This window comes from Rhodocaloribacter sp. (assembly GCF_056451265.1).
Window position 1 is genome coordinate 35,937 of the sequence record NZ_JBWOPL010000108.1, and the last position, 23,921, is coordinate 59,857.

The following is a 23,921-nucleotide window of genomic DNA, read 5'->3' on the forward strand; positions in this document are numbered from 1 at the left end:
GGCGTGAGGTGGATAGGAGGGAGGGACGTCTTTCGGGGGACGGACAGGGGGCTAGGCGAGGGTGGGAGCGGCGGGCGGGTTTGCGCCGTTGAGCAGGCGCATGGCCGCCGCTTTGCCCTGTCGTTCGGCAAGGAGGCGCACCGTCTCCACCTGCCGGATCGCCAGATGCCGGGCGAGCGCCATCGTCACGGCGGCGGCGGTCTTCGGCGTGCGGCGGAGCATCGTCTTGAGGTCCGGGCTGAAGAAGCCGAGCACGCGCGTTTCGGTGAGGGCCTGCGCCGTCTCCATGCGCCGAAGGTCGCCCGAGCCGAAGAGCGAGATCTCGCCGAAGATCTCGCGCTCGCCCACCTGACGCAGTTCGTAGATGACGCCCGCCTCGTCTTCGGTGAAGAGCCGCACGCGTCCGCGCTGCACCACGTACAGGCCGAGGCCCGGGTCCTGTTCGTAGTACAGAAACTCGTCGCGTTTATAGGTGCGCACGTGCATGGCTTCGGCCAGCTCGCGCAGGTCGCCGCGCGCCAGCGTTTGGAAGACGGGCGATTCCTGAAGGGTTTCGACGATGCTTCGAAGCTGTGCGTCTTCCTCCCGCCGGAACAAGCGCCGGTAGAACGCCCGCGCGAGGCCGGAGACGTTTCGCGCCGTAGTCATGAGCAGGTCCGTGGATCGTTGGCTGAGGCAGGCTCTGGAGTGTTTTTGCGCGAGCCCCCGGAGCAAGTCGCAAGGTTGCGCGCCGTCATGGTTCGGGAAGCATATAAAAAGCACTCGGTGAAGGCGAGGCGCTCGCTCGGGAGGGCGGCAGAGGCTGGAAGCATGAGGGCGGCGCCTCGGTTCCATGCTTCGCCGATTCTTCCCGGCTCTGGCCCGTTCGGCATTGCTCAGAAGGCGTGTCCGATGCCGAAATGGAGGAGCGGGTTGCGCAGGCCGTCCGGCAGCAGTTCGCCCTGGCGCACCGGGTCATGCACCTTCACGGCGAGGTCGAGCCGGAGGATGAGGTATTCCCACGCGAGGCGCAACCCGATCCCGGAGCCGACGCCGAGTTCTCGGTAAAAAGAGTCGAAGCGAAAGCGGCCCTCGCGAGCGCCGGGATTGCGCGGGCCGAACCAGACGTTGCCCGCGTCGGTGAAGAACGCCGCGATCCAGTTCGCCTTCAACACGTTGCTCAGAAACGTGTTGCGCCATTCGATGCTCGTCTCCAGCTTGATGTCGCCGCCGAGGATGTTGGGAGCGCCGTTGTTGGGGCTGTCCCGTCCGGTAAACGTGACCGTGCCGGGGCCGAGTTCGCGGAGCCGCCAGCCGCGCACGCCGGCAGCCCCGCCGCTGTAAAACCGCCGGTCGAAGGGGATGATGTTGGCGCGTCCGGTCGGGTGCGCCACGCCGACGATGAACTTCCACGCCAGCACCGAGTGGCGGCGGACGGGACGGTACTGCCGCACGTCTCCGACGAAGCGAAGGTATTGACGGTAGATCAGCCGGTTGCCCGAGCGGCCACCGCCGAAGAAAGGCAGGCCGGGGACCGCGCCTTCGAGGCTGTCGGGAGAGAAGATGAAGCGGTCGAGCAGATAGGGCAGGTTGCCGCCGATCTCGAAGGCGGCTTCATAGCTGTAGCCGGCGTCGCGGGTGAGCGGGTTCAGGCGGGCCGAACGCAGGGTGTAGCGAAGCGCGTTGTTGATCTGCGGCTGCGTGTAATCCTCGATGATCTGGGCCTGCTGAACCGTGTCGGGGATCGAGCGGAGCACGTCGTCGAGGAACGCTTCCCGAAAGCCGCTGAGCGTGTCGGGGTTGTTGAGCGAGAGGTCGAGCAAGTCGATGAAAGAGGAGACGGTGGGGGTGTGCCGCATCTCCAGGCGGAAACGCGCCGACCCGCGCCCGCGCAAGACGAGGCGCAGGGCGTCGCGCCGGGCCGCGAGCAGGCTCAGCGAGAGTTGCGTGCGCGTCTCGAAGAGGTTGAACAGGTCGTCGAGCGCGTGGAAAGGTGCGATCAGATAGGGATACGTGAGCGCCGTGGTTACCTCCCACTGGGACGAAGTGACGCCGAACTTTGCGTCGAGGTCGGCGGCAAGCGAGCCGGTCATGCGGAAGCGGAACGATTCGCCGCCGCCGAAGAGGTTGAGGTTCTCGTACGTGACGCCGACGCCCGCGCCGAGCTCGTTGTCGGCGTCGGCGAGCGCGCCGCTGCGCTGGATCATGAACGTTTCGAGCCGGATCTGATGCCGTCGCCGCGTGCGCGCTTCGATGCGGTGGGGCAGCCGCGGGGCGTTGTCGGGCGGCACACGCACCGTGTCCTCGGGCTGGGCCAGGATGTCGGTGAAGGCAAAAACGCCTGTGGCGTCGAGGCGGCGCTTCGTGGCGAGCAGCTCGTCCTGATTGTACCACGTTCCGGGTGTGAACCGGAGTGCGCGGAGCAGCAGGTCGTCGTCGAGGTGGGCTTCCCCTTCGATCTTCAGGGTAATGCGTCCCCCGGCGACGCCTTCCTCGGGCGGCGGCGTGGCGAGCGTGTCGCGGCGCAGGGGCGCTTCGGGCTGCGGCCCGGTCACGGCGAAGTGCACGTCTCCAAAACGATAACGCGGCCCCGGTCGGAGGCGGAAGATGACGTCGAACGAGTCGGCCCGCACCGGCACGACGATGGCGTGGATGGAATCGCGTGTGGCGGCGGCATAGCCCTCGCGGTGGAGGAAGGCGAGCAGCCGCCGGCCCTCTTCGAGCAGGGTGGGGGCGGAATAGCGCTGATCTCTAGCCCTGAAACGCAGGGGATCGTCCTCGTCGATGCGCTCGTGGCGGAGGAGCGTGCCGCGCGTGAGCCGGAGCTTCTGTTCGTCTTCGAGAGCGTCCACGCCGTCGTATCGGACCTCGCGCACGAACGTGGGCGTGCCCGCCTCGATGACGAAGACGACCCGAACGCGGTCGTTCGGCCCGACGGGTTCGATGCGGGCTTCCACGGATGCCTTTTGAAAACCCTCACGGGCATAGAACAGCCGGAGGCGCTCCACGTCCGCCGCCACCACGGTCGAGTCGAGGAAGGCGGGGGGTTCGCCGGTGGCTTTGAGCGCCCGCCCGATGCCGCCGCCGATGGTGTCCCCGAAGCGGTAGAGCCACAGCCACCAGTTGGCGCCGGGGATGCCGAGGAAGCGGCGGTTGGCGCGCGTTCGGATGTGCAGGCGCAGCGTCTCGTCGGAGAAGAACGGATCACCGGCGAAGCGGACTTCGGAGACGATGGGCGCTTCCGAGACGAGGGGCGCTTCGGAGACGTCGGCCTGCCGGGCGAAAGCGCTTGCGGAGGAGAGCAAGAAGCCCAGCAGCAGGCTCAGCGCGAAGAACCGGAGGGGCGGGTCAGGAGAAACGTGCGGAAGGCCGGTTCCGGACGACGAGGGCCTCACGACGGGTCCGGCAGCGCTCCGGACCCCCTGGCCGGGGAAGACTATTCGTCCTCGTAATAGAAATCGTCGTCGGCCGTGGGATAGTCCGGCCATATTTCCTCGATGCTTTCGTAGGGCTCACCATCGTCCTCGATCGCCCTCAGGTTTTCGAGCACTTCGAAAGGAGCCCCGGTCCGCTCCGCATAGTCCAGAAGCTCGTCCCGTGTCGCTGGCCAGGGTGCGTCTTCCAGGTACGAGGCAAGTTCCAGCGTCCAATACATAATGTTTCGTTGGCAAGGTGCATGCAGCGGATGAGCACAGGGGGCCCTAACCGTGAGGGGAGCACTATAGCGCGTCGATTGGACAAAAGCAAGCGCCCGTTGCCGAATCCTCAGACGGCCGGAGAGGACAGCAGCCGGCCCGGCTCGTCGTGCTCATACGCTCCGGTACACCGGATGAATGACGTGAGAAGATCTGTAGATTAGTCGAACGAGATAGTGGCTTGTTCCGCCGCTTCCCGCAGTTTTTGGTACTCGGACGGCGTCATGCTGGGCGCAAAGAAGAAGATCGGGTTAATGGCGCGGCCGGTGGCGTCGTGCACTTCGTAGTGCAGGTGCGGCGCGTTGGAGAGTCCCGTGTTGCCGCTGTAGCCGATCAACTCCCCGCGCTTGACCTTGCGTCCCCTGCGAATGTGGCGGGGGATGCGGGAGAGGTGCGCATAGAGCGTGGTGTATCCGAGGGAGGGATGCTTCACTTTCACGTAGTTGCCGAAGCCGGAGCCCTTGCCCGCTTTCTCGATCACGCCGTCGCCGGTGGCGACCACCGGGGTGCCGCGCGGCACGTGAAGGTCGATGCCGTAGTGCATGCGCCGAACGCGAAGGATCGGGTGAAAACGCATCCCGTAGCCCGAGACGAGGGGGCCGTCGGTCGGAAGGATGGCGGGCATCTCCGCCATGCGGACCTCGTGTTCTTTGGCCAGCTGCACCAGTTCACGATAGCTCGCATTCTGAAGCCCGAGCTTCCGCTCCAGCCGGTCGATCTGCTCGGACGTCTGCCGAAGCAGCGACGAGGTGGTGCTCGAGAAGCGGCTGTACTCCTCGTAAGCATCCACGCCGCCGACACCGACCTGACGAATGTCCTCGGAAATCGGCTCGGCCTCGAGCAGGGAGCGGTACAGGTTCTGGTCCGTCTGCGAGAGTTTCTCGAGCTCGCTGGAGAACTCCGCCATGCGCTCGTCGACGCGGGCCAGTTGTTCCTGAAGCGCTTCGTTCTCCGCCTTCAGCGCCAGCTCCTGCGGCGTCTCGATCATATAGTCGATGCCCCAGATGAAGACGCCCGCCAGCAGGAGCGCAACCACCGTTACGCCCGCAAACTGCGCGTACAGGGTCTTGCGCGTCGCTTTGTGCTCAACGAAAGCACACTGCTCCTGGTCGTAGTAGTAGTAGCGGTTTTTTGACATACAAAACCGATTTTTAGCCAATCCGATGTCGCCGGGACACGTCTGGCTCGCATCGCAGGGACGGCGAAGAGAATCGCGCGACCCATGCGGTGCGCCACATCCTGGGTGAAACTATGGTGGGGTATCGGTGGGGGGCGCCGGCTAAAACGTTGTCCTGCCAAAACCGGAACGAAGCGCCATGCGCAAATCGTATGGAAAGTCCTCGCCCGGGGCGAATTTTGGCACAAACTTGCTGAATATAGCAGGCTTTTCCTCCGCTGTCAACTCCCGAACTGGTTCCGGGGCGAAGCCAATGCGCGATGGGAACGATGGTTCCCGCCGCCGCCCGGGCTTCAAAGGATCTTGACCAGTTCGATCTCGAAGACGAGCGTCTTGCCGGCAAGCGGGTGGTTGGCGTCGATGACGACGTTGTTCTCATCGACGGCGATCACGAGCGCCTGGATGACGCCGCCGTCGCGGAGATGCAGTTCGAGGTGCTGCCCGACCTCGGGGTTGGCGTCGGGCGGGAGCTGGTTGCGCGGGATCGGAACGACGAGGTCCTCACGATGCGCGCCGTAGCCCTCGTCCGGAGAGATCGTGCGCGACCGCGTCTCGCCTTCCTCCATGCCGACGACCGCTTCCTCGAACCCGGGAATGACCTGCCCCGAGCCGAGCGTGAACGACAACGGATCACGGCCCGACGATGAATCAAATACGGTCCCGTCTTCCAGTTTGCCGGTGTAATGCACCTCGACGGCGTCTCCCTTTTTTGCCTGTGACACGTGGTTTCCTCTTGTTGGATTTTGTAATGCAAAAAACATATACGCCGTGTGGAGGAGGAGGTTCGAGCCGGGAAAATCAGGGCTTCGGCACATAGGCGTCCGCCTCGATCTCGACGAGAAGGGCCGGGTCGATGAGGCGGGAGACCTCCACCATCGAGGTGGCCGGGCGGATCGCGGCGAAAACCTCGCCGTGCGCCCGGCCCACCGCCTCCCATGCGTCGATGTCGGTCACGTAGATCCGGGTGCGGACGACGTGCTCCATGCGCGCGCCGGCGGCCCGAAGCGCGGCCTCGATGTTTGCGAGGATCTGCACGGTCTGGGCATAGGCGTCTCCGCTGCCGACGAAGCTTCCGTCGGCGGCCGTGGCCGTGGTGCCGGAGACGTGCACGTGCGGCCCCACGCGCACCGCGCGCGCATAGCCGACCACCGGCTCCCACTTCGTGCCGGTCGTGATGGTCATTCTTTTCGTCATGGCGTTGCTCGAAGGTTGGTCGGGGTTTCAATCGGCCGGAGGGCGCTCGCCGGAGGCGCGCGCGACGAAGGCGAGGAAAGCGTCGAGCACCCGCTCGGGCGCTTCCACCTGAGGGTAATGGCCGATGCCGTCGAGAAGGACGACGTCGGCGTCGGGGAGGAGCGTTCGGAAGCGCTCCGCCATCTCCGCGCCGGAGACGGGGTCTTCGGGGCCGTTGATCAGGCGCAGCGGGGTTCGGGTGTGCCGGAGGGCGCCGGTCCATCGCTCGCGATGCCGCTCGCGCTCGTTCATGTACCGGATGATCCGGTGGGCCACGCGCGTGCCGCCGTTGTGCGAGACGAGCCTCCAGAAAGCGCGCAGATCCTCGTCCGTGGGCCGGGCGCCGGGGCCGAAGACGGCGCGGAAGCTTTTCCGGAAACGCCGCTCGGTGAGCAGCCGGCCGAGGACCGGGCCGAGGACGGGGTTGCGGAGCAGACGCTGGATGGGACGGGGCCGTATGGCTTCGGGAAAGAGACCGCCGTTGAGCAGGCACACCGAGCGAAGCGCCGGCCCGGAAGCGCCTTCGACCCGGCGCGCGAGCAACTCCTGCGCCACGGTGTCGCCGTAGTCGTGGGCGAGCACATGAACGGACGTGACGCCGAGGTGCAGGAGCAGCGCTTCGTGAAGCGTGGCCTGATCCATGAGGCTGTATTCATAGCGCGCGGGCTTGTCGGAGAAACCGAACCCGATCATGTCGGGCGCGATCACGCGGAAGCGGCGCGTGAGTTCGGGCCACAGCCTGTGCCAGTCCCACGAGGCCGTCGGGAAGCCGTGAATGCACACGAGCGCATCTCCCCGCCCGCCTTCCTTATAGAAGATCGTGTGCCCGCGATAGGAGAACGATCGCCCCGAAGCGCGCCAGGCCTTCAGCCCGTCGAGGCCTTCATACGTGTCCATGGGTCGTCTCCGGTTGGTATCTCAGACGGGAAGGTACGGAAATGTGCGCGGTAGGGCGACCGTCCGGTCGCCCTGCCAGGCGGTACCCTGACGCGCCGCAGGCGCACATGACGGCGAGCATCGCGAGCCCGAGGACGCGAGCCGACCGGCGCGTCAGTGCATCAACGTTTATCTTGTCCCCGAACCAACGTTTATCTTGTCCCCGAACCCAACCGAAACGACCATGAACGTAAGCGGAAAGACCGTATGGATCACCGGCGCGTCGTCGGGCATCGGGGAGGCGCTGGCGTATGGGCTCAGCCGTCGGGGGGCACGGCTCATACTCTCGGCGCGGCGGGAGGAACGGCTGCGCGCCGTCCGGCAAGCCTGTGCCCATCCGGAGGCGCACCACGTCGTCCCGCTCGATCTCGCCGACCCGGCCTCACGCACCGGCGCGGCGGCGCGCGTGCTCGAAGCGCTCGGCCCGGTGGACGTCCTCGTGAACAACGGGGGCGTCAGCCAGCGGGCGCTCGTCGAGGCCGTGGACGTGGACGTCATCCGGCGCATCATGGAGGTCAACTTCTTCGGCGCGGTGGAACTGACGAAGGCCGTTCTCCCCTCGATGCTCGAACGCGGAGCCGGGCACGTCGTCGTCGTGAGCAGCCTCGTGGGCAAGTTCAGCACGCCGCGCCGGTCCGCGTATGCGGCGTCGAAGCATGCCCTCCACGGCTTCTTCGACGCGCTCCGGGCCGAGGTGTGGGACCGGGGCGTGCGCGTGACGGTCGTGTGTCCCGGCTACGTGCGTACGGAGATCAGCCGAAACGCCCTCGCCGCCGACGGCAGGACGCACGGGCGGATGGACGCCGGGCAGAAGAAAGGCATCGCCCCCGAGCGGTGCGCCGAGGCGATCATCCGCGCCGTCGAAAAGAACCGCGACGAGGTGCTCGTCGGCGGCAAAGAGACACTCGCGGTGTACCTCAAACGCTTCTTCCCCGGCCTTTTCAACCGGATGATCCGTCGCGCGAAGGTGACGTGAGGCCGCGCGTCGCCTCTCGGTCCCGCAATAGATCCCATGCCGCCCGATACTTTCGGAGGCGGGCAAAGTCCTTTTCTGAGGGGTCGGCGATGCGGCGGAGGTCCATGTTGTCTTCGAGGTCGGCGCGCTTGACGAGGCGGGCGATGGGGTCCTTTCCGGCGCGGCGGACGAACGCTTCGTAGGGTTCGCCCGGCCGCCGCGTGAGGGCGTCGACGGCGGCCACGACGGCTTCGGGGAAACCGGCGGCGCGGAGGTCGTCGAGCGTGTGGGGCGTGTCCTCCACCACGTCGTGGAGCGCGGCGGCCATCATCGCAGCCTCGTTCGGCATCCGGAGCATCACGCGGAGGACGTGGAGCACGTACGGCGCGCCGCCCTTGTCCGTCTGTCCGCGATGCGCGCGCGCGGCGAGTGCGACGGCGTCTTCGAGCGTGGCCATGGGCGGCATTCGGGAAGAGGTTTTTTCGGAGCGAGGGAGCCTTCGGGCGGGGTCACTGCTTCGCCGCCCGGATCATCCGGACGACCTCACGGGCAAGGGCGTTCGGGATGGGGATGGTCAGGTTGTACTGCGCAATCTTCCACGCGCCGCCTTCTTTGACGAGCACGCCGGCGCCGCGTGTCTCGCCGAGGTTCGCGTTCTCGAGCGCCTCGTCGAACCACGCCGTCTGCCCGTCGCGGGCGAGATAGACGTGCCGTTCGAGGGGCGTATACGTCCACCCCCGACCCTGGTCGAAAATGGGCTTCGCGTATGCCTTGAACGCCGACACGCTCCACCGCTCGGTGGCGTCGGTGCCGAGGAAGACGGCGTCCTCGGCGAAGAGGCCGAAGTACCGGTCGAACGCGGCTTTCGAGGCGGCGTCGTGGAGGGCGTCGAGCACGGCGGAGACGGCGCGCTTCTCGTCGGAGGGTTGCGCGGCGGCGGTCGTCCACACGAAAGAGGCGGCGAGAAGGAGGAGCGCGGCTCGGGGCATGGCTTCGGGGGTTCGGGGTGAGAGGAAGGCTATTCGGCGTGAAGATAGAGGAGGCGGCGGCCCACCGGAAGGGTCTCCGAGGTCTCGGCGGCGGCGTTCACGATGCGGGCCGTCCCGTCGCCGTCGAGGAGGACGAGCCGCTCGTCGTCGAGCCAGCCCCACGTCCTCGCAAGCCCTGCCGGCGTCTCGCTCTCGTCCACCACACGGTAGCCGCCGAAGATACGGACGACCTTCTGAAACGTCGCGGCGTCGAGCCGCTGATCGAACACGAAGTTCGTGCCGGAGGGCGACCACCGGAAGTTCGTCTGGCTCACCATCGCGTTCGGGGTGAGCACGGAGTGTTTGCCCGTTTCGACGTCGTAGATGTAGATCTGCCGGATCTCGGGGCGGTCTTTCGCCTGCCGGTCGAAGGCGAGCTGTGCGCCGTCGGGCGCCCACGTCGCGTGGCGGGGGTGGACCTCGGCGGCGGCGACCTTCCGGGGGTTCGCGCCGTGGGCGTCGGCCACGAAGAGGGTCGAGTCGGCTTCATAGGCGCGCCGCTCGGGCACGTACGTGAGGCCGCGTTCGAGGTAGGCCATCCACCGCCCGTTCGGTGCGAAGGTGATCTCGTGCTTCTTCCGCGCGTCGATCCTGGCGACGTCGGCGCAGCCGTCCGGGGTGACCACGTACAGCGTCCGCCGGTCCCAGTTTCGCTGATCGCGCACGACGAGGTGGCCCTCGGGCAGCCACGTCTCCACGCCCCGCGCCGCGCGGCACCCGACGTCCCGCACGCCCGCCTCGTCGGCGATCATGATGCCGCCCGGCCCCATCTCCTCGACGCCCTCCGCCGAGCGCCGCGCTTCATAGAAACCGAAGGCGAGCTGTGCGCCGTCCGGCGACCACGCCGCGCTGTAGACTACGTTCGCGCCGCCGGTGTGGACGTCGCGCGCGGCGGCGGCTTCGAGGTCGACGACCGCCAGACGGGCCGCGTCTTCGCCCGCATATCCGACGGCCATGCGCCTCCCGTCCGGCGCGAGAGCCTCGGGACCGAGATATTTCGCGCCGGCGAGGAGCGTGGTCGTCGCGCCGGTGCGGTAGTCGTGCGCCACGAGGCCGCCGTCGTCGAAATAGAGGGCCGTGTACGCCGGGCCGCTCGGCGGCGGCGGCGGCGCTTCTTTGGCGGGCGGCGCGACGGGCTTCGGACCGGAGCACCGGCCCAGGCCGAGAAGCGTCACGGCGGCCAGGGCGATGCGCACGGTCGCGCGACGGAGAGCGGGAAGAGCGATGGGAACGGGCATGGGCTATGGGAACGGGCAGCTTTCGGGTGGTTCGAAAAAAGCCAAGATACGGCGGCTCCGCGTGAAAGCGGGGAGAAGAACCGGCCTCGCCTTCCGGGTCATTTCAGCATCCGGTCGAAGAAATCGGCGGCGTCGCGGTAGGCGGCGAGCCAGCTTCGATGAAGGAGGAAGCCGTGCACCTCGTCGGGAAAGATCCGCTGTTCGAAATACACGCCCTGCCGCCGGAGCGACTCGGCGAGGTCGACGGACTCGCGGAACGGGACGTTGCGGTCGTCGTCGCCGTGGATGAGAAGCACCGGCGAGCGCCACGTGTCGACGGAAGCCATCGGCGAGGATTCGAAGGCGAGGCGGGCCGCTTCCTCGCGCGCTTCGGGGTTGTACGACGGGACGAAGTTGCGGATGACCACGTTCCAGTCGTGCACGCCGTGGAGGTCGACGCCGGCGGCGAAGAGGTCGGAGGCGCGGGCGAGGCCGAGGGCCGTCAGGTAGCCGCCGTACGAACCTCCCCACAGCCCAATGCGGTCGGGGTCCACGTCGGCTCGGTTGCGAAGGTAAAGGCCTGCCCCGAGCACGTCGTTGAACTCACTCGCGCCGCGCGCGCCGTAGTTCAGCGCTTCCCGAAATTCCATTCCGTACCCGATCCCGCTCCGGTAATTGACCGAAAGCACGACGTATCCCCGGCTCGCCAGGTACTGGTTCATCGCGTATGCATTGTGATAATAGCCGCGATGATGGAAGCCGAGGAGCATCTGTCGCCGCGAGCCGCCGTGGAAGAAGAGCACCGCCGGATGCCGCTCGCCGGGCGTGTGGCGCTTCGGAAGGAAAAGCTGCCCGTGGATCGTCAGGCCGTCGGCGGCGGAGAAGAGGACCTGTTCCGGTTCGACGAGCGTCTCGGAGGGGAAGTCCGTGGGAAGGGCGTCCGGGGCGAGCCACCGGCGCGCGCCGCCGTCGAGGTGGGCGGGGTGGGCGGGATGCGTGCCCGTGGAGGCGAGCGCGAGGATCGCGCCGCGCGTCGTCATCACCGGCGCCCACTCGATGCCGCGCCCCGAGGAGACCGCCGCCGGCGGCCCGCCGTCGACCGCCACCCGCCACACGTGCTGCCGGTCGATGTCGTCCTGATTCGATGAGAAGAGGACTTCGGTGCGGTCCGGTGTGAGGGAGACGAACTGCACCTCGAACGCGCCGGGGGTCAGGAGCGCGGCCTCGCCGCCCGCGACGGGGACGGCATAGAGGTGCGTCCACCCGTCGCCTTCCCACGGAAAGACGAGGCGGTCGTTCGCACCCCAGAAGATCTGGTTGGCGGCGGAGACGCCCCGGAACGCGCTGCCCGTGCCCTCCTTCGCCCGCCATACCTCACGCGCCTCGCCCGTCGCCGCGTCGGCCACGCGGATGGACCACGGAAGGGCGCTCCGGCGCGGCATGAAGGGCAGCGCCTGCCGCTCGTTCGGGATGCGGAGGAAGGCGAGGCGCGTGCCGTCGGGCGACCATGCCGGGTTGGAGTCGTGGTTCACGGAGGGATCGAGGTACCGGAGGCGGCGCGAGGCGACTTCGAAGACGCCGATGAAGCTGTGGTCGCCCCGGTTGCTCACAAAGGCGAGGCGCGCGCCGTCGGGCGAGAAGCGGAGCGCGGAGGCGCGCCCCCGGATGGTGAAGAGCTTTTCGGGCGCGGGCTCGGCGTCGTCGAGCCCGACGCGCCACACCTGCCCGTTGTGCACGAACGCCGCCCACGTTCCGTCCGGCGACACGGCGGGCGCGCTGCCCTCGGCGAGGCGTTTCGGCGCGCCGCCCGCGACGGCGACGATCCACAGCTCACGCTTCGCGCCGTCGGGGTTGCTCGTGGGGTTCGGGATCTCGCCCGCGCGGTTCGGCGCACCGCCGCGCACGTACACGAGGTGCGTGGCGTCCGGCGTAAAGACGAGGCTGCCGAGCGCCTGCCCGTCGTCCTCGGCATAGTCCGTCACGCGACGCCCGCGATAGTCCGGACCGTCGGCTACCCAGAGGTTTCGCGCACCTTGCTCGTTGAACACCCACGCCGCGCGGTCGTGCCCGGGCGCGGCGACGAGGTCGGACGGAAACGGTGCGCCGAGCACCTGTTCGAGCGTGAAGGCGGACTGACCCCACGCGAGGCTCGGGAGAAGGAGGAAGGCAAAGAGGGCCGGGAGGAAGCGGGCTTTCATGACGCATGGGGGAAGGTGGGGAGGTCACTCGGGAAGGCGCGGCGCCGCGCCCGCTCAAAATAACGGTTCCGGGCGAACCGCGCTCGTTTTCTCCGATGCGCCCGTGGACGGGTGAAAAGTCCCATGCCGAAATAGGGTCGCTTCCCATTTTACCGGCGGAAGCCGTTCCCCGATACCTTTCGCACGGGAGCGCGATCCACCACCATCCCCCCTTCTCTTTTTCGCATCCCGATACACCCGAAGACCGAATTCACCCGGAGAGGAAGGATGAAGAAGCTGTTGTGGACGGCGGCCCTCGGGCTGCTGGGGATGAATACGTACGCCCAGTCGCATTTTTCGAACTGCTTTTCGAACACGGGAGACTATGCCACGGTCATCTTCCCCGAAACCTTGACCTACACGTTCGCGGCGGGGGACGAGGTGGCCGTGCTCATGCCGGACGGCGCGTGCGCCGGAGTGATCGTGTGGAACGCCGCCCCGCAGGCGCTCACCCTCTGGGGCGACGACAGTATCACGGGGGTCGTGGACGGCTTGCAGACGGGCGACTCGCTCGCCTTTCGCCACTTCGACGGCGTCGAAGAGCGGGACCTCGCCGTCGCGTACGATCAGAGCGATCCGATCTATGAGGCGGATACGTACGTGTCGAACGGGCTGTACGTGCTCGCCTCGGCGGAGGTCGTGACGCCGCCCGACATGGCGGTGACGCTCACGCCGCCCACGGACTCGCTCACGATCCCGCCCGAAGGCGGCGTGTTCGATTACGACGTTGCCCTCGTGAACCACACCTCCACGACGCAGACCTCCGAGGTGTGGGTGAACGTCGCCGGCGTCGGTGTGAGCATTACGCTCGGGCCGGTCCCCGTCACCCTCGCCCCGGGCGACACGCTGCTCAAAACCCTCACGCAGAACGTCCCGGCGGGCGCGCCCGCCGGCGCATACACCGTCACCGGATACGCCGGGAGCTTCCCCCTCATGGACGACTCCGACGCCTTCGCCTTCGAAAAGACCGCCGGGAAGCGCGGCGCCGGCCCCGTGGCGACGGACTGGGCCTCGACGCTCGACCGCCTCGCCGCCGGGAACGCCCCCGGCGCGTCGAAAGCCGTGCCGGAGCGCTTCGCCCTCGGCGCGAACTATCCGAACCCGTTCAACCCGACGACGGTCATCACGTACGACCTGCCCGAGGCGCGCGCGGTGACGCTGACGGTGTACGACGCGCTCGGGCGGCGCGTGGCGCGGCTGGACGAGGGCGTGCAGTCGGCGGGACGCCACCGGCTCCGCTTCGACGCCTCGCGCCTGAGCGCCGGCGTCTACGTCTATGCGCTCGAAGCGGGCGACTTCCGGGCGGCGCGGCGCATGGTTTTGCTCAAATAGTTCGCCGCTCCGATACATGCCGGGGCGCGCCCGTCTTCCCCTCATCCGGCGGGCGAAACACGCCCGGCATGGCGCGTCGCCCTCATGCGTCTCCGCGTGGGGGCGACGTCCGTTTCGGGACGGGACAGGCGCGGCGAAAGACGTCCTCGGCTTCGGCGAAAGAGACGGAGGCGAGGCGTTCGAGCGCGTCCCATGCCGCCGCTTCGCTCACACCGAGGTAGGCGTTGTCGGGGGCCTGCCGCCGCGTCCTCGCGGACAGGCATACGCTCGTGCACAGCCGCATCGTGATCAGCCCGAAAAGCGCGCGAAGTTCAACCTCGGTGAGGGGATACGCCGCGTGATAGCCCGCCGCCACGTGCGCCGCCGCCGCGAGGAGGTCGGCTTGTCCGAACATCGCGTACGCGGCGGCCACGGCGAGTTCGGACACCGTATACGTGTGCACCATGTCGCCGAAGTCGATGAGGCCCGAGAGGGTCTTTTCTCCCGAGGGCCCGTGGGCGACGAGGACGTTGTAGTCGTTTCCGTCGTTGTGGATGACGCTTTGCCGGAGCGCGGGCAGGAGGGGCGCCACGCCGGAGTCGAAGCGGCGCAGGTACTTCTCGACGAGCGTTCGGAGGGCGGGCGTGGGGAGGTGGCCGAGGCGGTCGTACAGCTCGGCGTAGCGTCGGAGGTCCCACACCAGCGTGCGGCGCATGGCCGGGTGGGTAAAGGGTTCGAGGGCTTCGTCGAGCCGGCCGAAGGCGCGGCCGAGGCTTCGGAGGAGCGCCGGCGCATGGGGCGTCGCCTCGGCGAAGGGGCGGCCCGGCAGAAAAGCGACCATCCACACGTGGTGGCGGAGGCCGGAAGCGCCGGAGACCGTCGTCAGGAGCGCGCCGGTGCGGGTCGGGCGCACGCGCGGCGTCCGGAAAGGCAGGCGGCGCGCGGCGAGGTGGGCGAGAGCGGCCTGCTGAAACGCGAGCGCCGCCGGGTCCTCGGCGGCGTTGGCGATTTTGAGGACGAATGCGTCGCCCCCCTCCGTTCGCAGACGGAAGTTCTGATCGCTATAACTGGGCAGCGCCCGTGCGCTCACGTCGAGGTCGTAATGCCGCCGCACGAGGCGACGGGCGTCTTCCTCCGAAAAAGCCGGACGCGTGCTCGGGTCGGGGGCCATGGACGACGAGGGATGGGACGAGGGCGGTCGGTTCAAGATACGTCACGTGACGCGCTCGCCGCACCCGCTCGCCGAAAAGACCGGGCGTTTATCCCCGGGCCGCCTCTTCTTTTTTGCGGGTCGAAAGGTGGAACGGCGCGTAGAGCGGGCAGAAGCTGACCGTGCTCGTGAGCAGGAAAATCACGGCCACGATGCCGAGGATGATGGCGAGGGTGCCGCTCACCGTGCCGGTAAGAACGAGCGCGCCCAGCACGAGGGCGACGACGACCCGTACGATGCGATCGACAGTGCCCATATTCTTTTTCATGACGATACCTCCAGTAAGGTTTGGTGATGCGACAGCGTCAGGTCACGAGCCATTGCACGAGGACGACCGCCCCGGCGATGACGCCCAGGCAGATCAGGCAGACGATCAGGAGTTTGAATGCTTTGGAACCGTCCACGTCTCGTCCTCGGATGGTTCGTGAGATCCTGTTGCCATAATAATGCCCGTGTGACCAAACGTCTGTGATTAAGTCACATTGTCATAGGAGGTTCGCTTTTTTTCGGAGGCCTTCGAGGTTCGTAAGGTGGATTGCGCCGCGTGAGAGGTTCAGCAGTCCTTCCCGCTCGAACTCCTTCAGGTTGCGGCTGACGACCTCGCGGGCCGTGCCGAGCTCGTCGGCGATGGCTTCGTGCGTGGTCCGCAGGTCGGTTCCTTCGCCGACGGCCGCCACGAGGTAGGCGGCGATCCGCGCGTCCATACGTCGGAACGTGACCGCCTCGACCACCGTGATGACGTCGGCGAGACGCTGCCAGAGCAGGTCGAAGACGTACTGCCGCCAGACGTCGTGCTCGTCGAGCCATCGGCGAAACGTCGCCGCCGGAATGAACGCTGCCGTCACGTCGCTCTCGGCGACGGCGAAGGCGGGGAAAGGATGCTCGGTGAGGATGCACGAAGCCGTGAGGATGCAACTCTCGCCCGTCTCCAGCCGGTAGAGCGTGATCTCGCGTCCCTGATCACCCGACTTGTACACGCGCGCCGAGCCCGAAAGCACGAGCGGCAGATGCCGACACCGGTCGCCTTCCATACAGATGAAGGCCTTCGGAGGGGCCGACGCCCGATGTGCCTGCGCGAAGAACGCCTTGCGGAAAGCTTCCGGGCTCGTTCTCAAAAAAGGAAGCGCCTGAAAAACCTCTTCCTCAAAGCGCGACAGGTCCGGCATGGGGCAGGGGGATGGGTGAGGTCAGACGACAAGGTACGGTTTTCGACGGGCAAAGGGGAAGCTCCGCTCTTCCACAAAGGAAAAGGCAGGACGCCGGATCGACGCCCTGCCTCAGGAGAGGAGGTAAGCCTGCGATTCCGATGCCTTTGCTCAGAGCCCCACGTGCACGCCGAAGATGAACGTCAGCGTGGAGAGTTCACAATCCACTGAGGCGCCCGGCACCGTTCCGAACTGCGGGTGCTTCCAGTTCCCGCTCACGTCGTTCTTGAGGCCGTACTGAGCGGCGAAGGAAGCCGTCACCTTGTTCGAGAGCACGTAGGAGAACCCTCCGGCGAGGTGATGTTGGATGATGGCGGGCGAGGGCGTGTTGAAGAACACCACGTCGCTGTCGATGGGGTTGTCGTTGTGCGCATAGCCGAGGCGCACCGGCAGACGCGGCGTCAGGTCGTACTGCACCCCCGTCGCCACCACCACGATGCTTTTCCAGCCAAAGCCCTTCACGGCTCCAAACGGGTCGAAGCCGACCTGATCGAAGCCGTTCGTGTGCGCGAAGTCGATGTACCGCACGTCGGCGACGAAGGTCCAGCGTTCCACCCCGGAATAGCTAAGTCCGGCGGAGACGATCATGGGGTAGTCCATGTCGAAGGAGAAGGTGCGGGGGGCGCCCGTCTCATCCTGTCCGTCGAACTCGAACGGGTCGAAGTTCTGGGTGGATTTGAAGGAGGCTCCGAGGTTGAAGCCGGAGAGGTCGGTGATCTGGAGGCCGACCTGGAAGCCATAGCCGAGCGTCCCGGTTTTCGGCGCGGCGCTATAGGTCGGGAAGCCGTCGCCGTTGGCGTCGTTGGGCGGTGCGGCAGGGAACGGCGTCACCCTCAGCGTGGCATAGTTGAGCGTGGGCGCAACGCCGATGGACACCTTGTCGCTCAGCCGGTACGCCGCCGTCGGTGAGACCTGCAGGAGGGCGAACTCGGAACTGATGCTGCCGAAGCCCATGCCGCCCGGCGGTTGCGGAGTGAGGATGGGGTTCGTCGGGTCGAGAGGATGATCGACGCCGAAGCCGCCCACGCCGAAGGCGCTCAGGCCGAAGGCCCACCGGGAGGCTTCGGGAGCATAGACGAAGCCGACGGCCGGGATCGGGAAGGGGCCCGCCTGGCTGTCGGTGACGCCGGACATGCGGACCGGCGGGCCGAAGGGGCCGAAGGCTCCCGGCTCCACCGTCGAGGCCAGATCCCCGGTGGGGATGAGCACCTGAAGGCTCAGGTCGAGAGCGTTTCCGGGAAGCATCGTGATGCCGGCCGGATTCCAGTGGAGGGCCGTCAGCCCGTCCTGCGGGAGGGCCATGCCCGCGCCGCCCCAGGCCTGGTCGACCGGGCCGACGCCGTTGAGTACGTGGCCCGTCTGCCCCCACGCCGTCGTCGCGAGAAAGGCCAGGGTGAGGATCGTCGCGAGCGCCCGGCTCGCGCGGCGGCGGACGCTCGTGGAAGATAAATTTGCGTCTGTCATGGTATCACTCCGTTTTCGTGATCGGGAATGCCGAATCCTTCAGGAGCACCGAAAGATGATCGGGAGGTCTACCCGATTCGGGCGCTTGCTTCAAGGATCGGCCTGGAGCCGCTTTCATGGGGTAAGGGAAGAGGGCCTTCGCAGAGACGGCAATACCGGAAAAAAATCGTGGGCGATTCGCTTACATTGTAGAATGACATGTTATGACACGTATTGTTGTAATGACATATTTTTCGTATCATGGGCACGCCCATCGCCGCCATTGAAAGATCAGGGGAAGAGATGTTAAAGCCGGGACGCCCGCGCCATGAGCAGGTAAGCAGTTGGATGCGGGAGCAGATTGAAGAGGGGGTTTTTGCCGCGGATGAACGTTTGCCCTCCGAGAGCCAGATCGGAGCGCGCTTCGGGGTCAGCCGCATCACGGTGCGGCGGGCCTTGCAGACGCTGGAGAACCAGGGGCTCATCTACCGACGGCAGGGGCTCGGGTCGTTCGTCAAAGACAACCGGGTGCGGCAGGGGCTCGTTCGCCTGACCGACTTCGTCGAGGACATGACGCAGGCGGGCATCGAAGCGGCCTCCCGGGTGCTTTTCCAGGGCCTCGAACCCGTCCCGCCGGACGTGGCCGCCGCCCTCGAACTCGCCGAGGGCACGACCGTCCTCCGCCTCGATCGTCTCCGCCTCGGCGACGGCGAGCCCATCGCCTTCGACCGGACGTGGATGCCCGTCTTCTATGCCCACCTCCTCGAAGGGCACGACCTGGAGCGGGAAACCATCTATCACATCCTGGAACGGGACTACGAAATCCCGGTGCTCCGGGGCCGGTATCGGATCGAGGCCGTCAACGCGGAAGCCGAGATCGCGGAGCGGCTCGGCGTTTCCGAAGGCCGGGCCCTCCTGCTGATCACCCGCACCTCCACCACGCACGGCGACCGCCGCATCTATCTCCAACGGCGGTATTACCGGAGCGACCTCGTGGCGTACGAACTCGAGCTCGAGCGTGCTTCCGAACACCGGGGGTCTCTCGCGCAGGGGTTGCCGTTGCGCGACTTCGAGCCGGTCTTCAAAAAGCGCTGACCGGACCGCTCGCGCCCGTCGTTGCGGGGGAGGGCGGATCGGACGAGGCGCGCCGGCGTATACGTGCGCCCGGCCCGGCATCTCCGCGCCCCGGATCCTCCACAAACGAGCATCGATGAAACGGCGAATGTTGATTCTCGCAATGGCGCTCTTCGGCCTCGTCGGCGTGGGCGCGGTGTATGCGCAAAGCCTGACGTGGTCCGTCGTACACCGCATGGTCCGGAGCAATTTCCCGGAGGTGCGGCAGATCTCCACCGACTCGCTGGCCGCGCGTCTGAGCGCTCCGGATCTGCCGCCGCCCCTGCTCCTGGACGTGCGGACGGAGGCCGAGTTCGCCGTGAGCCATCTCCTCGGGGCCGTCCGCGTGGATCCGGAAACGCCGGACCTCGCCTTTCTCGACACCCTCGCCCGCGACGCGCCCATCGTCGCCTATTGCTCGGTCGGCTATCGCTCTTCGAAGCTCGTGCGCACGTTGCGGGAGAAGGGCTTCACGAACGTCTCGAACCTCGAAGGCTCGCTCTTTCAGTGGGCCAACGAGGGCCGGCCGGTCTACCGCGACGGCGAGATCGTCCGGCAGGTGCATCCGTACGACCGGGTGTGGGGTATGCTTCTCCAAAAGGAACTGCGGGCCTATGCGCCCGCCCCTTCGAACTGACCGGCACGCACAGCCACGGACGATCTATGCGATTTTTTTCGATGAGCCTGCGAGGACTTGGAGCGGCGCTCGCGCTTCTGGCCGGGATGGAAGGTGCGGCGGCGCAGACGCCGAACTTCGAGGACCTGAAGGCGATCATCCCCGAGATGATGGAGGAAGCCGAGGTGACCGGTCTCGCCCTGGCGTTCATCGCGGACGGAGCGCCGGTGTGGGCCGAGGGCTTCGGCGTCCGGAGCGCCGTGACGAAGCCGCCCGTGACGGCGCACACCGTCTTCGAGGCCGCCTCGCTGAGCAAGCCCGTCTTCGCCTACATCGTGCTTCAGCTCGTCGATGAGGGCGTGCTCGAGCTCGACGCGCCGCTGGCCGATTATCTCCCGTACGAAGACCTCGCGGCGGACGAGCGATACCGTGCGATCACCGCGCGCATGGTGCTCAGCCACACCACAGGCCTGCCGAACTGGCGTCCGCCCGGCGGCGACCTCACGCTCGCCTTCGATCCCGGCGCGCGCTTTCAGTATTCGGGGGAGGGCTTCCTCTATCTCCAACGCGTCGTCGAGCACCTGACCGGCGAGCCGTTGCGCGTGCTCGCGGTGAAGCGCGTCTTCGAGCCGCTCGGTATGATGCAGAGCAGCTTCGTGTGGGAGGATCGCTTCGGCCCGGACATCGCCGTGGGGCACCTGGCGGACGGCGCCGCGCTCGACAAGTTCACGCCCGTCGAAGGCAATGCGGCGTCGAGCCTCCACACCACCGCGCCGGACTATGCCCGCTTCGTCGCCGCCGTGATGAACGGAGAAGGCCTGAGCACAGCCATGCATGAGGCCATGCTCTCCCCGCAGTCCGACGCCGAAGACGGCATCCACTGGGGCCTCGGGTGGGGGCTTCAGGAGACCGCCGACGGCCGTGCCTTCTGGCACTGGGGCGACAACCGGGGCTACAAAAGCTTTGTCATCGCCTTCCCCGAACAGCGGCGCGGGCTCGTCTTCTTCACGAACAGCGACAACGGTATGCTCCTGCTCCACGCGCTTCTCGCCGAAACGCTGGGCAGCGATCAGCCCGCCGCCGATTGGCTCGGCTACGACCGGTACGACGACCCCCAGCTTCGGATGGTGGCGGCGCTCTTCAAGGTCATCCGCGAACAGGGCGTCGAAGCCGCCATCGCGCAGTATCACGCGTGGAAGGACGGCGGCGCGTATCCCCCCGTCGTCTTCGAGGAAGAGATGCTCAACACGCTCGGCTACCGGCTCCTGCGCTCGGGGCACGTCGAGGACGCCATCGAGATCTTCAAGCTCAACGTGGAGATGTTTCCCGGCGCGTACAACACGTACGACAGCCTCGGCGAGGCCTACATGATCCACGGCGACCTCCGGGAGGCGCTTCAGAATTACCAGAAGTCGGTCGAGCTCGACCCCGGCAACGTGACGGGCGCGCAGATGATCAAGCGGCTTCGGGCGGCCCTTTTGAAGAAGCAGTAGACGCGCTCACCGGAATCTCGGCACGATGCGCCCGGCGATGAGGTCGAGGATGGCCAGTTCCTGGGTTTCCTTCTGTGCGGGCGAGACGTCCCACGCCGCCGTGGTGACGACGAGGAGGTCGAGCGCGGGCACGCCGTAAAGGAATTGCCCGCCATAGCCCCAGGCGAGTGTGACGTTTTCCGTCTGTCCTTCGTCGAGCCAGAAGAGGTAGCCGTAGTCGACGTCGGCGAGGGGGCCGTACTGCCAGTCGAGGCGGTATTGCTCGACGGTCGCTTCCCGCACCCACGCGGCGGGGACGATCTGTTGGCCGCCGTACCGGCCCTCCTGCGCGATCATCAGGCCGAGGGCGGCCGCATCGCGAGGGCGAAGCTGAAGGCCCGCGCCGCCGTTATAATACCCCTGTTTGTCCGTCTCCCACGCCAACTCCGTGATGCCCATCGGACCGAAGAGGTAGGTCTCGGCGAAGGCTTTCGTGCTCATCCCGGTGGCCTCGGTGAGGAGGGCCGAGAGCAGGTGCGTGCCGCCCGAGTTGTAGTTGAAATACTGGCCGGGGACGGTGACGAGGGGCTTGTCGAGGACGTATTGAATCTGGTTCGGCGCGAGCATCCACAGCTGATATTCGGAGCCGTCCGTCTCGTGCCACTCGAAGCCGCCGTTCATCGTCATGAGCTGGGCGATGGTGAGGGCGCCCTTCTCCGCGTCGAAGTCGGCGATGCCGGTGAGGAAGTCGGCGATGGTCTGGTCGGTGCTTTCGAGGAAGCCCTCGTCGAGGGCGATGCCGATGAGCAGCGCGACGACGCTTTTGGTGACGGACCGGACGTGGTTGAGGCTGTCGGCGCGGTTGCCGTCATAATACCGCTCGAGCACGAGCCGCCCTTCGTGGAGCACGAGCAGGCTTTTGAGGCCCTCGGCGGGTGCGGCGCTCCCACGCTCTGCCGAAAGGTGCGTTTCGAGGCCGATCTCCGGCGCATCCGGCGCGGGGGACTCGAGCGGGGCAAGCGCCTCGCAGGCCGCAAACAGAAGTGCGGCAAACGCGAGCGCGGTCCATCGGCGGAGCATGTTCATGGGTCTGAGACGGGTCTGTGCGTGTGGTCTGTCTATCGGGCAATGGGGTTTCGGATGCAGAGCGTCTCCGGCGGCGTTCAAACGCAGAGCATGGGAACGAGCGCTTTCATAAAAAACGATGGAGAACGTCGATGTGGGGGCGCTTTCGAAAAAAGTTATCTTCCCGCATTGTGCCGGAAAATACACGTTGGCGCTGTGCGATGCATCCCGGCGTTTCCTCGTGCGTACATAGCCGCGCCGATTCTTCTTCCCATCAATCCCCGTTGATCTCATGCGAAAAGCCCTGTGGGTGCTTCTACCTCTTTTCCTCTTGAGCGCGTGGACCGCCGGGCGCCCGTCCTCTGACGAGATCGCCCGAGAGGGCTCCGGCGAAATCGAGTCCGCCGCCGACCTCATCGAAGCCATGCGGGCGCGGTACGACGGGAAGTGGTACCGGACGCTCACCTTCCTCCAGATGAGCATTCAGCACAACGCCGACGGCAGCCGCGACACCACGTTCTGGCACGAGGCGCTCGAAATGCCGGGCAAGCTCCGCATCGACTTCGAGCCGCTCGACGCCGGGAACGGCATGCTTTTCCGGGACGGGACGCTTTATCGCATCCAGAACGGCAAAGTGACCGGCTCGCAGCAACAGGAACACACGCTCATGCTCCTCGGCTTCGATGTGTATTTCCTTTCGCCGGAGGAGACCCTGACCAAACTCGGCAGGCTGGGCTTCGATCTCTCGAAGATGCATGAATCGACGTGGCAGGGCCGCCCGGTCTATGTGGTCGGAAGCGAGACGGACGACGAGCGCCGGAGCCAGTTCTGGATCGACAGGGAGCGGCTGTATTTCGTGCGGGTGGTGCAGCCCATCCCGGACGGCAGCCTTCGCGAGACGCAGTTCAACGGGTACCGGCCGCTCGGCGGCGGATGGATCGCGCCGGAGGTGCTTTTCTTCGTCAACGGGAACGTCTTCTTCGAAGAATATTACCGCGACGTTCGCGCCGACGTGTCCCTGGACCCGATGGTTTTCGATCCGGAGCACTGGCGCGAGGGGGTGCGGCGAGGGAAGTGAGTCGTGTTCACGGGCGCGCGGTGAGGAAGCGCCGGGCGTCGGCGGCGGTGCGGGCGGGCCGTTCCTCCATCGGCACGTGGCCGGCGTCGGGATAGGTGATGAGCACGGCGTGCGGCAGGCGCTCGGTGAAACGCCGGGCCGTGGCGACGGGGATCCACACGTCCTGTTTGCCCCAGAGGATCAGCGTGGGCGCGCGCACGTAGGCGATCTGGTCGAAGCGGTTCGGCTCGACGGTGCGCGCGCGGGCGACGAAGGCGGCGCGGTTCCCTTCCCGGAGCGAAAGCTCATAGTACCGGTCCACGAGCGCGGGCGTCACCTTCGCGTCGTCGGCATAGACCTCGCGGAGGCTCTTTTCCATGAGCGAACGCGGCGTGACGACGGTGAGCAGCCGGTTCGCGACGGGCGTCCGGGCGAGTTTGAAAACGAACGGATCCGGCGCGTCGTCGGGTGCGCCGGCGGGGTCGATGAGGATGAGCTTCTCGACGCGTTGCGGGTGCGCAAGCGCATACCGCCAGGCGATGTGCCCGCCGAGCGAATTGCCCGCCAGCGAGAAGCGTTCGAGCCCCAGCCGTCCGACGAAGTGTTCGAGGAAGTCGACGTATGTGGCGATGCGGTAATCGTGCGCGGGGTTCGGCCCGGTGAGGCCGAAGCCGGGCAGGTCGAGGCGAACGACGCGGAAGGAGTCCGCGAGCGCTTCGACCCAGCCGTCCCACGTGTGGAGCGAGGCGCCGGTGCCGTGAAGGAGCACGAGCGCCGGACCTTCGCCCTCGTCCCGGTAGTGGACCTCCATGCCGTCGAGGCTCATGAACTGCGAGGGCGGCGGCGCGTATTTCGGCTTCAGTTCCTCGACGGGGATGTCGGGCCGGATGAATGCGGCCCCGAGCGCGAGCACGGCGAGCACCGGCGCGATCCGGAAAAGTTTGCGCATCGTGTGTGGTGGCGGGTGAACGG

The 23,921-nt window shown here is 66.9% G+C and carries 23 protein-coding genes; 6 read left to right on the plus strand and 17 right to left on the minus strand.

The genetic code is table 11. From position 1 onward, the window contains the following. Nucleotides 1–51: 51 nt before the first annotated feature. The 7 genes from AC1HIY_RS16265 to AC1HIY_RS16295 form a co-directional block, all read right to left on the minus strand. Nucleotides 52–648, minus strand: a complete 597-nt coding sequence (locus AC1HIY_RS16265) for a Crp/Fnr family transcriptional regulator (protein WP_479577854.1) — start codon at nucleotides 646–648, stop codon at nucleotides 52–54. 227 nt (nucleotides 649–875) lie between these two features. Next, the gene (locus AC1HIY_RS16270; RefSeq protein ID WP_479577855.1) at nucleotides 876–3,374 is read right to left on the minus strand and encodes a BamA/TamA family outer membrane protein; all 2,499 of its coding nucleotides are present in this window, start codon (nucleotides 3,372–3,374) and stop codon (nucleotides 876–878) included. Between the two features lie 41 nt (nucleotides 3,375–3,415). Next, the gene (locus AC1HIY_RS16275) at nucleotides 3,416–3,634 is read right to left on the minus strand and encodes a DUF2795 domain-containing protein (RefSeq protein ID WP_456429690.1); all 219 of its coding nucleotides are present in this window, start codon (nucleotides 3,632–3,634) and stop codon (nucleotides 3,416–3,418) included. A gap of 200 nt (nucleotides 3,635–3,834) precedes the next feature. Further along, on the minus strand, nucleotides 3,835–4,812 hold the full coding sequence (locus tag AC1HIY_RS16280; RefSeq protein ID WP_479577856.1) for a peptidoglycan DD-metalloendopeptidase family protein: 978 nt from the start codon (nucleotides 4,810–4,812) through the stop codon (nucleotides 3,835–3,837). Nucleotides 4,813–5,144: 332 nt separating this feature from the next. Next, nucleotides 5,145–5,573: an FKBP-type peptidyl-prolyl cis-trans isomerase gene (locus AC1HIY_RS16285; RefSeq protein WP_479577857.1), complete on the minus strand. Its 429-nt coding sequence runs from the start codon at nucleotides 5,571–5,573 to the stop codon at nucleotides 5,145–5,147. Between the two features lie 76 nt (nucleotides 5,574–5,649). Further along, nucleotides 5,650–6,045, minus strand: a complete 396-nt coding sequence (locus AC1HIY_RS16290; protein ID WP_479577858.1) for a RidA family protein — start codon at nucleotides 6,043–6,045, stop codon at nucleotides 5,650–5,652. Nucleotides 6,046–6,072: 27 nt separating this feature from the next. Next, nucleotides 6,073–6,981: an alpha/beta fold hydrolase gene (locus AC1HIY_RS16295; protein WP_479577859.1), complete on the minus strand. Its 909-nt coding sequence runs from the start codon at nucleotides 6,979–6,981 to the stop codon at nucleotides 6,073–6,075. A gap of 223 nt (nucleotides 6,982–7,204) precedes the next feature. Between AC1HIY_RS16295 and AC1HIY_RS16300 the strand changes: the two genes are divergently transcribed. Continuing rightward, a complete protein-coding gene (locus AC1HIY_RS16300; protein ID WP_479577860.1) occupies nucleotides 7,205–7,996 on the plus strand; it encodes an SDR family oxidoreductase in 792 nt (263 codons plus the stop codon). Here the strand turns inward: AC1HIY_RS16300 and AC1HIY_RS16305 are convergent. The 4 genes from AC1HIY_RS16305 to AC1HIY_RS16320 form a co-directional block, all read right to left on the minus strand. Beyond that, complete coding sequence (locus AC1HIY_RS16305) at nucleotides 7,962–8,432, minus strand: HD domain-containing protein (RefSeq protein ID WP_479577861.1); 471 nt, start codon at nucleotides 8,430–8,432, stop codon at nucleotides 7,962–7,964. The genes AC1HIY_RS16300 and AC1HIY_RS16305 overlap by 35 nt on opposite strands. A 52-nt stretch (nucleotides 8,433–8,484) precedes the next feature. Further along, entirely contained in the window at nucleotides 8,485–8,964 is a 480-nt protein-coding gene (locus AC1HIY_RS16310; protein WP_479577862.1) for a nuclear transport factor 2 family protein, read from the minus strand. Between the two features lie 29 nt (nucleotides 8,965–8,993). Further along, nucleotides 8,994–10,241: a TolB family protein gene (locus AC1HIY_RS16315; RefSeq protein ID WP_479577863.1), complete on the minus strand. Its 1,248-nt coding sequence runs from the start codon at nucleotides 10,239–10,241 to the stop codon at nucleotides 8,994–8,996. Between the two features lie 98 nt (nucleotides 10,242–10,339). Next, the gene (locus tag AC1HIY_RS16320; RefSeq protein ID WP_479577864.1) at nucleotides 10,340–12,418 is read right to left on the minus strand and encodes a prolyl oligopeptidase family serine peptidase; all 2,079 of its coding nucleotides are present in this window, start codon (nucleotides 12,416–12,418) and stop codon (nucleotides 10,340–10,342) included. Between the two features lie 267 nt (nucleotides 12,419–12,685). On the opposite strand from AC1HIY_RS16320, the gene AC1HIY_RS16325 reads away from it, so the two are divergent. Then, nucleotides 12,686–13,789, plus strand: a complete 1,104-nt coding sequence (locus AC1HIY_RS16325) for a T9SS type A sorting domain-containing protein (protein ID WP_479577865.1) — start codon at nucleotides 12,686–12,688, stop codon at nucleotides 13,787–13,789. 82 nt (nucleotides 13,790–13,871) lie between these two features. On the opposite strand, the gene AC1HIY_RS16330 is transcribed toward AC1HIY_RS16325, so the two are convergent. From AC1HIY_RS16330 to AC1HIY_RS16345, 4 genes are all read right to left on the minus strand, one after another. Beyond that, the gene (locus AC1HIY_RS16330; protein ID WP_479577866.1) at nucleotides 13,872–14,939 is read right to left on the minus strand and encodes a phosphotransferase; all 1,068 of its coding nucleotides are present in this window, start codon (nucleotides 14,937–14,939) and stop codon (nucleotides 13,872–13,874) included. Between the two features lie 88 nt (nucleotides 14,940–15,027). Beyond that, entirely contained in the window at nucleotides 15,028–15,246 is a 219-nt protein-coding gene (locus tag AC1HIY_RS16335; RefSeq protein WP_479577867.1) for a YgaP family membrane protein, read from the minus strand. A 217-nt stretch (nucleotides 15,247–15,463) separates the two neighbouring features. Continuing rightward, nucleotides 15,464–16,144, minus strand: coding sequence for a Crp/Fnr family transcriptional regulator (locus tag AC1HIY_RS16340; protein WP_479577868.1), 681 nt, complete (start codon nucleotides 16,142–16,144; stop codon nucleotides 15,464–15,466). A 150-nt stretch (nucleotides 16,145–16,294) separates the two neighbouring features. Continuing rightward, nucleotides 16,295–17,647, minus strand: coding sequence for an OmpP1/FadL family transporter (locus AC1HIY_RS16345; protein ID WP_479577869.1), 1,353 nt, complete (start codon nucleotides 17,645–17,647; stop codon nucleotides 16,295–16,297). Between the two features lie 282 nt (nucleotides 17,648–17,929). Here AC1HIY_RS16345 and AC1HIY_RS16350 point away from each other — a divergent pair, with 282 nt between their 5' ends. The 3 genes from AC1HIY_RS16350 (at nucleotide 17,930) to AC1HIY_RS16360 (ending at nucleotide 20,848) form a co-directional block, all read left to right on the plus strand. Continuing rightward, the gene (locus AC1HIY_RS16350; RefSeq protein WP_479577870.1) at nucleotides 17,930–18,721 is read left to right on the plus strand and encodes a GntR family transcriptional regulator; all 792 of its coding nucleotides are present in this window, start codon (nucleotides 17,930–17,932) and stop codon (nucleotides 18,719–18,721) included. A gap of 127 nt (nucleotides 18,722–18,848) precedes the next feature. Beyond that, entirely contained in the window at nucleotides 18,849–19,376 is a 528-nt protein-coding gene (locus tag AC1HIY_RS16355; RefSeq protein WP_479577871.1) for a rhodanese-like domain-containing protein, read from the plus strand. A gap of 26 nt (nucleotides 19,377–19,402) precedes the next feature. Next, entirely contained in the window at nucleotides 19,403–20,848 is a 1,446-nt protein-coding gene (locus AC1HIY_RS16360) for a serine hydrolase (protein ID WP_479577872.1), read from the plus strand. Nucleotides 20,849–20,854: 6 nt separating this feature from the next. Here the strand turns inward: AC1HIY_RS16360 and AC1HIY_RS16365 are convergent, their stop codons facing one another. Next, nucleotides 20,855–21,913 (minus strand): serine hydrolase domain-containing protein, encoded by a 1,059-nt coding sequence (locus AC1HIY_RS16365; protein ID WP_479577873.1) that lies wholly within the window; start codon nucleotides 21,911–21,913, stop codon nucleotides 20,855–20,857. A gap of 271 nt (nucleotides 21,914–22,184) precedes the next feature. Between AC1HIY_RS16365 and AC1HIY_RS16370 the strand changes: the two genes are divergently transcribed. Continuing rightward, a complete protein-coding gene (locus AC1HIY_RS16370) occupies nucleotides 22,185–22,970 on the plus strand; it encodes a LolA-like protein (protein WP_479577874.1) in 786 nt (261 codons plus the stop codon). A 7-nt stretch (nucleotides 22,971–22,977) separates the two neighbouring features. Here AC1HIY_RS16370 and AC1HIY_RS16375 read toward each other — a convergent pair whose 3' ends face one another. After that, entirely contained in the window at nucleotides 22,978–23,898 is a 921-nt protein-coding gene (locus AC1HIY_RS16375; RefSeq protein ID WP_479577875.1) for an alpha/beta fold hydrolase, read from the minus strand. Nucleotides 23,899–23,921 lie beyond the last annotated feature (23 nt).

Coding starts and splice junctions, on each gene's coding strand:
- AC1HIY_RS16265 (WP_479577854.1), bottom strand. CDS start 648: ATGACTACGGCGCGAAACGTCTCCGGCCTCGCGCGGGCGTTCTACCGG.
- AC1HIY_RS16275 (WP_456429690.1), bottom strand. CDS start 3,634: ATGTATTGGACGCTGGAACTTGCCTCGTACCTGGAAGACGCACCCTGG.
- AC1HIY_RS16280 (WP_479577856.1), bottom strand. CDS start 4,812: ATGTCAAAAAACCGCTACTACTACTACGACCAGGAGCAGTGTGCTTTC.
- AC1HIY_RS16290 (WP_479577858.1), bottom strand. CDS start 6,045: ATGACGAAAAGAATGACCATCACGACCGGCACGAAGTGGGAGCCGGTG.
- AC1HIY_RS16295 (WP_479577859.1), bottom strand. CDS start 6,981: ATGGACACGTATGAAGGCCTCGACGGGCTGAAGGCCTGGCGCGCTTCG.
- AC1HIY_RS16300 (WP_479577860.1), top strand. CDS start 7,205: ATGAACGTAAGCGGAAAGACCGTATGGATCACCGGCGCGTCGTCGGGC.
- AC1HIY_RS16305 (WP_479577861.1), bottom strand. CDS start 8,432: ATGGCCACGCTCGAAGACGCCGTCGCACTCGCCGCGCGCGCGCATCGC.
- AC1HIY_RS16310 (WP_479577862.1), bottom strand. CDS start 8,964: ATGCCCCGAGCCGCGCTCCTCCTTCTCGCCGCCTCTTTCGTGTGGACG.
- AC1HIY_RS16315 (WP_479577863.1), bottom strand. CDS start 10,241: ATGCCCGTTCCCATCGCTCTTCCCGCTCTCCGTCGCGCGACCGTGCGC.
- AC1HIY_RS16320 (WP_479577864.1), bottom strand. CDS start 12,418: ATGAAAGCCCGCTTCCTCCCGGCCCTCTTTGCCTTCCTCCTTCTCCCG.
- AC1HIY_RS16325 (WP_479577865.1), top strand. CDS start 12,686: ATGAAGAAGCTGTTGTGGACGGCGGCCCTCGGGCTGCTGGGGATGAAT.
- AC1HIY_RS16330 (WP_479577866.1), bottom strand. CDS start 14,939: ATGGCCCCCGACCCGAGCACGCGTCCGGCTTTTTCGGAGGAAGACGCC.
- AC1HIY_RS16335 (WP_479577867.1), bottom strand. CDS start 15,246: ATGAAAAAGAATATGGGCACTGTCGATCGCATCGTACGGGTCGTCGTC.
- AC1HIY_RS16340 (WP_479577868.1), bottom strand. CDS start 16,144: ATGCCGGACCTGTCGCGCTTTGAGGAAGAGGTTTTTCAGGCGCTTCCT.
- AC1HIY_RS16345 (WP_479577869.1), bottom strand. CDS start 17,647: ATGACAGACGCAAATTTATCTTCCACGAGCGTCCGCCGCCGCGCGAGC.
- AC1HIY_RS16350 (WP_479577870.1), top strand. CDS start 17,930: ATGTTAAAGCCGGGACGCCCGCGCCATGAGCAGGTAAGCAGTTGGATG.
- AC1HIY_RS16355 (WP_479577871.1), top strand. CDS start 18,849: ATGTTGATTCTCGCAATGGCGCTCTTCGGCCTCGTCGGCGTGGGCGCG.
- AC1HIY_RS16360 (WP_479577872.1), top strand. CDS start 19,403: ATGCGATTTTTTTCGATGAGCCTGCGAGGACTTGGAGCGGCGCTCGCG.
- AC1HIY_RS16365 (WP_479577873.1), bottom strand. CDS start 21,913: ATGAACATGCTCCGCCGATGGACCGCGCTCGCGTTTGCCGCACTTCTG.
- AC1HIY_RS16370 (WP_479577874.1), top strand. CDS start 22,185: ATGCGAAAAGCCCTGTGGGTGCTTCTACCTCTTTTCCTCTTGAGCGCG.
- AC1HIY_RS16375 (WP_479577875.1), bottom strand. CDS start 23,898: ATGCGCAAACTTTTCCGGATCGCGCCGGTGCTCGCCGTGCTCGCGCTC.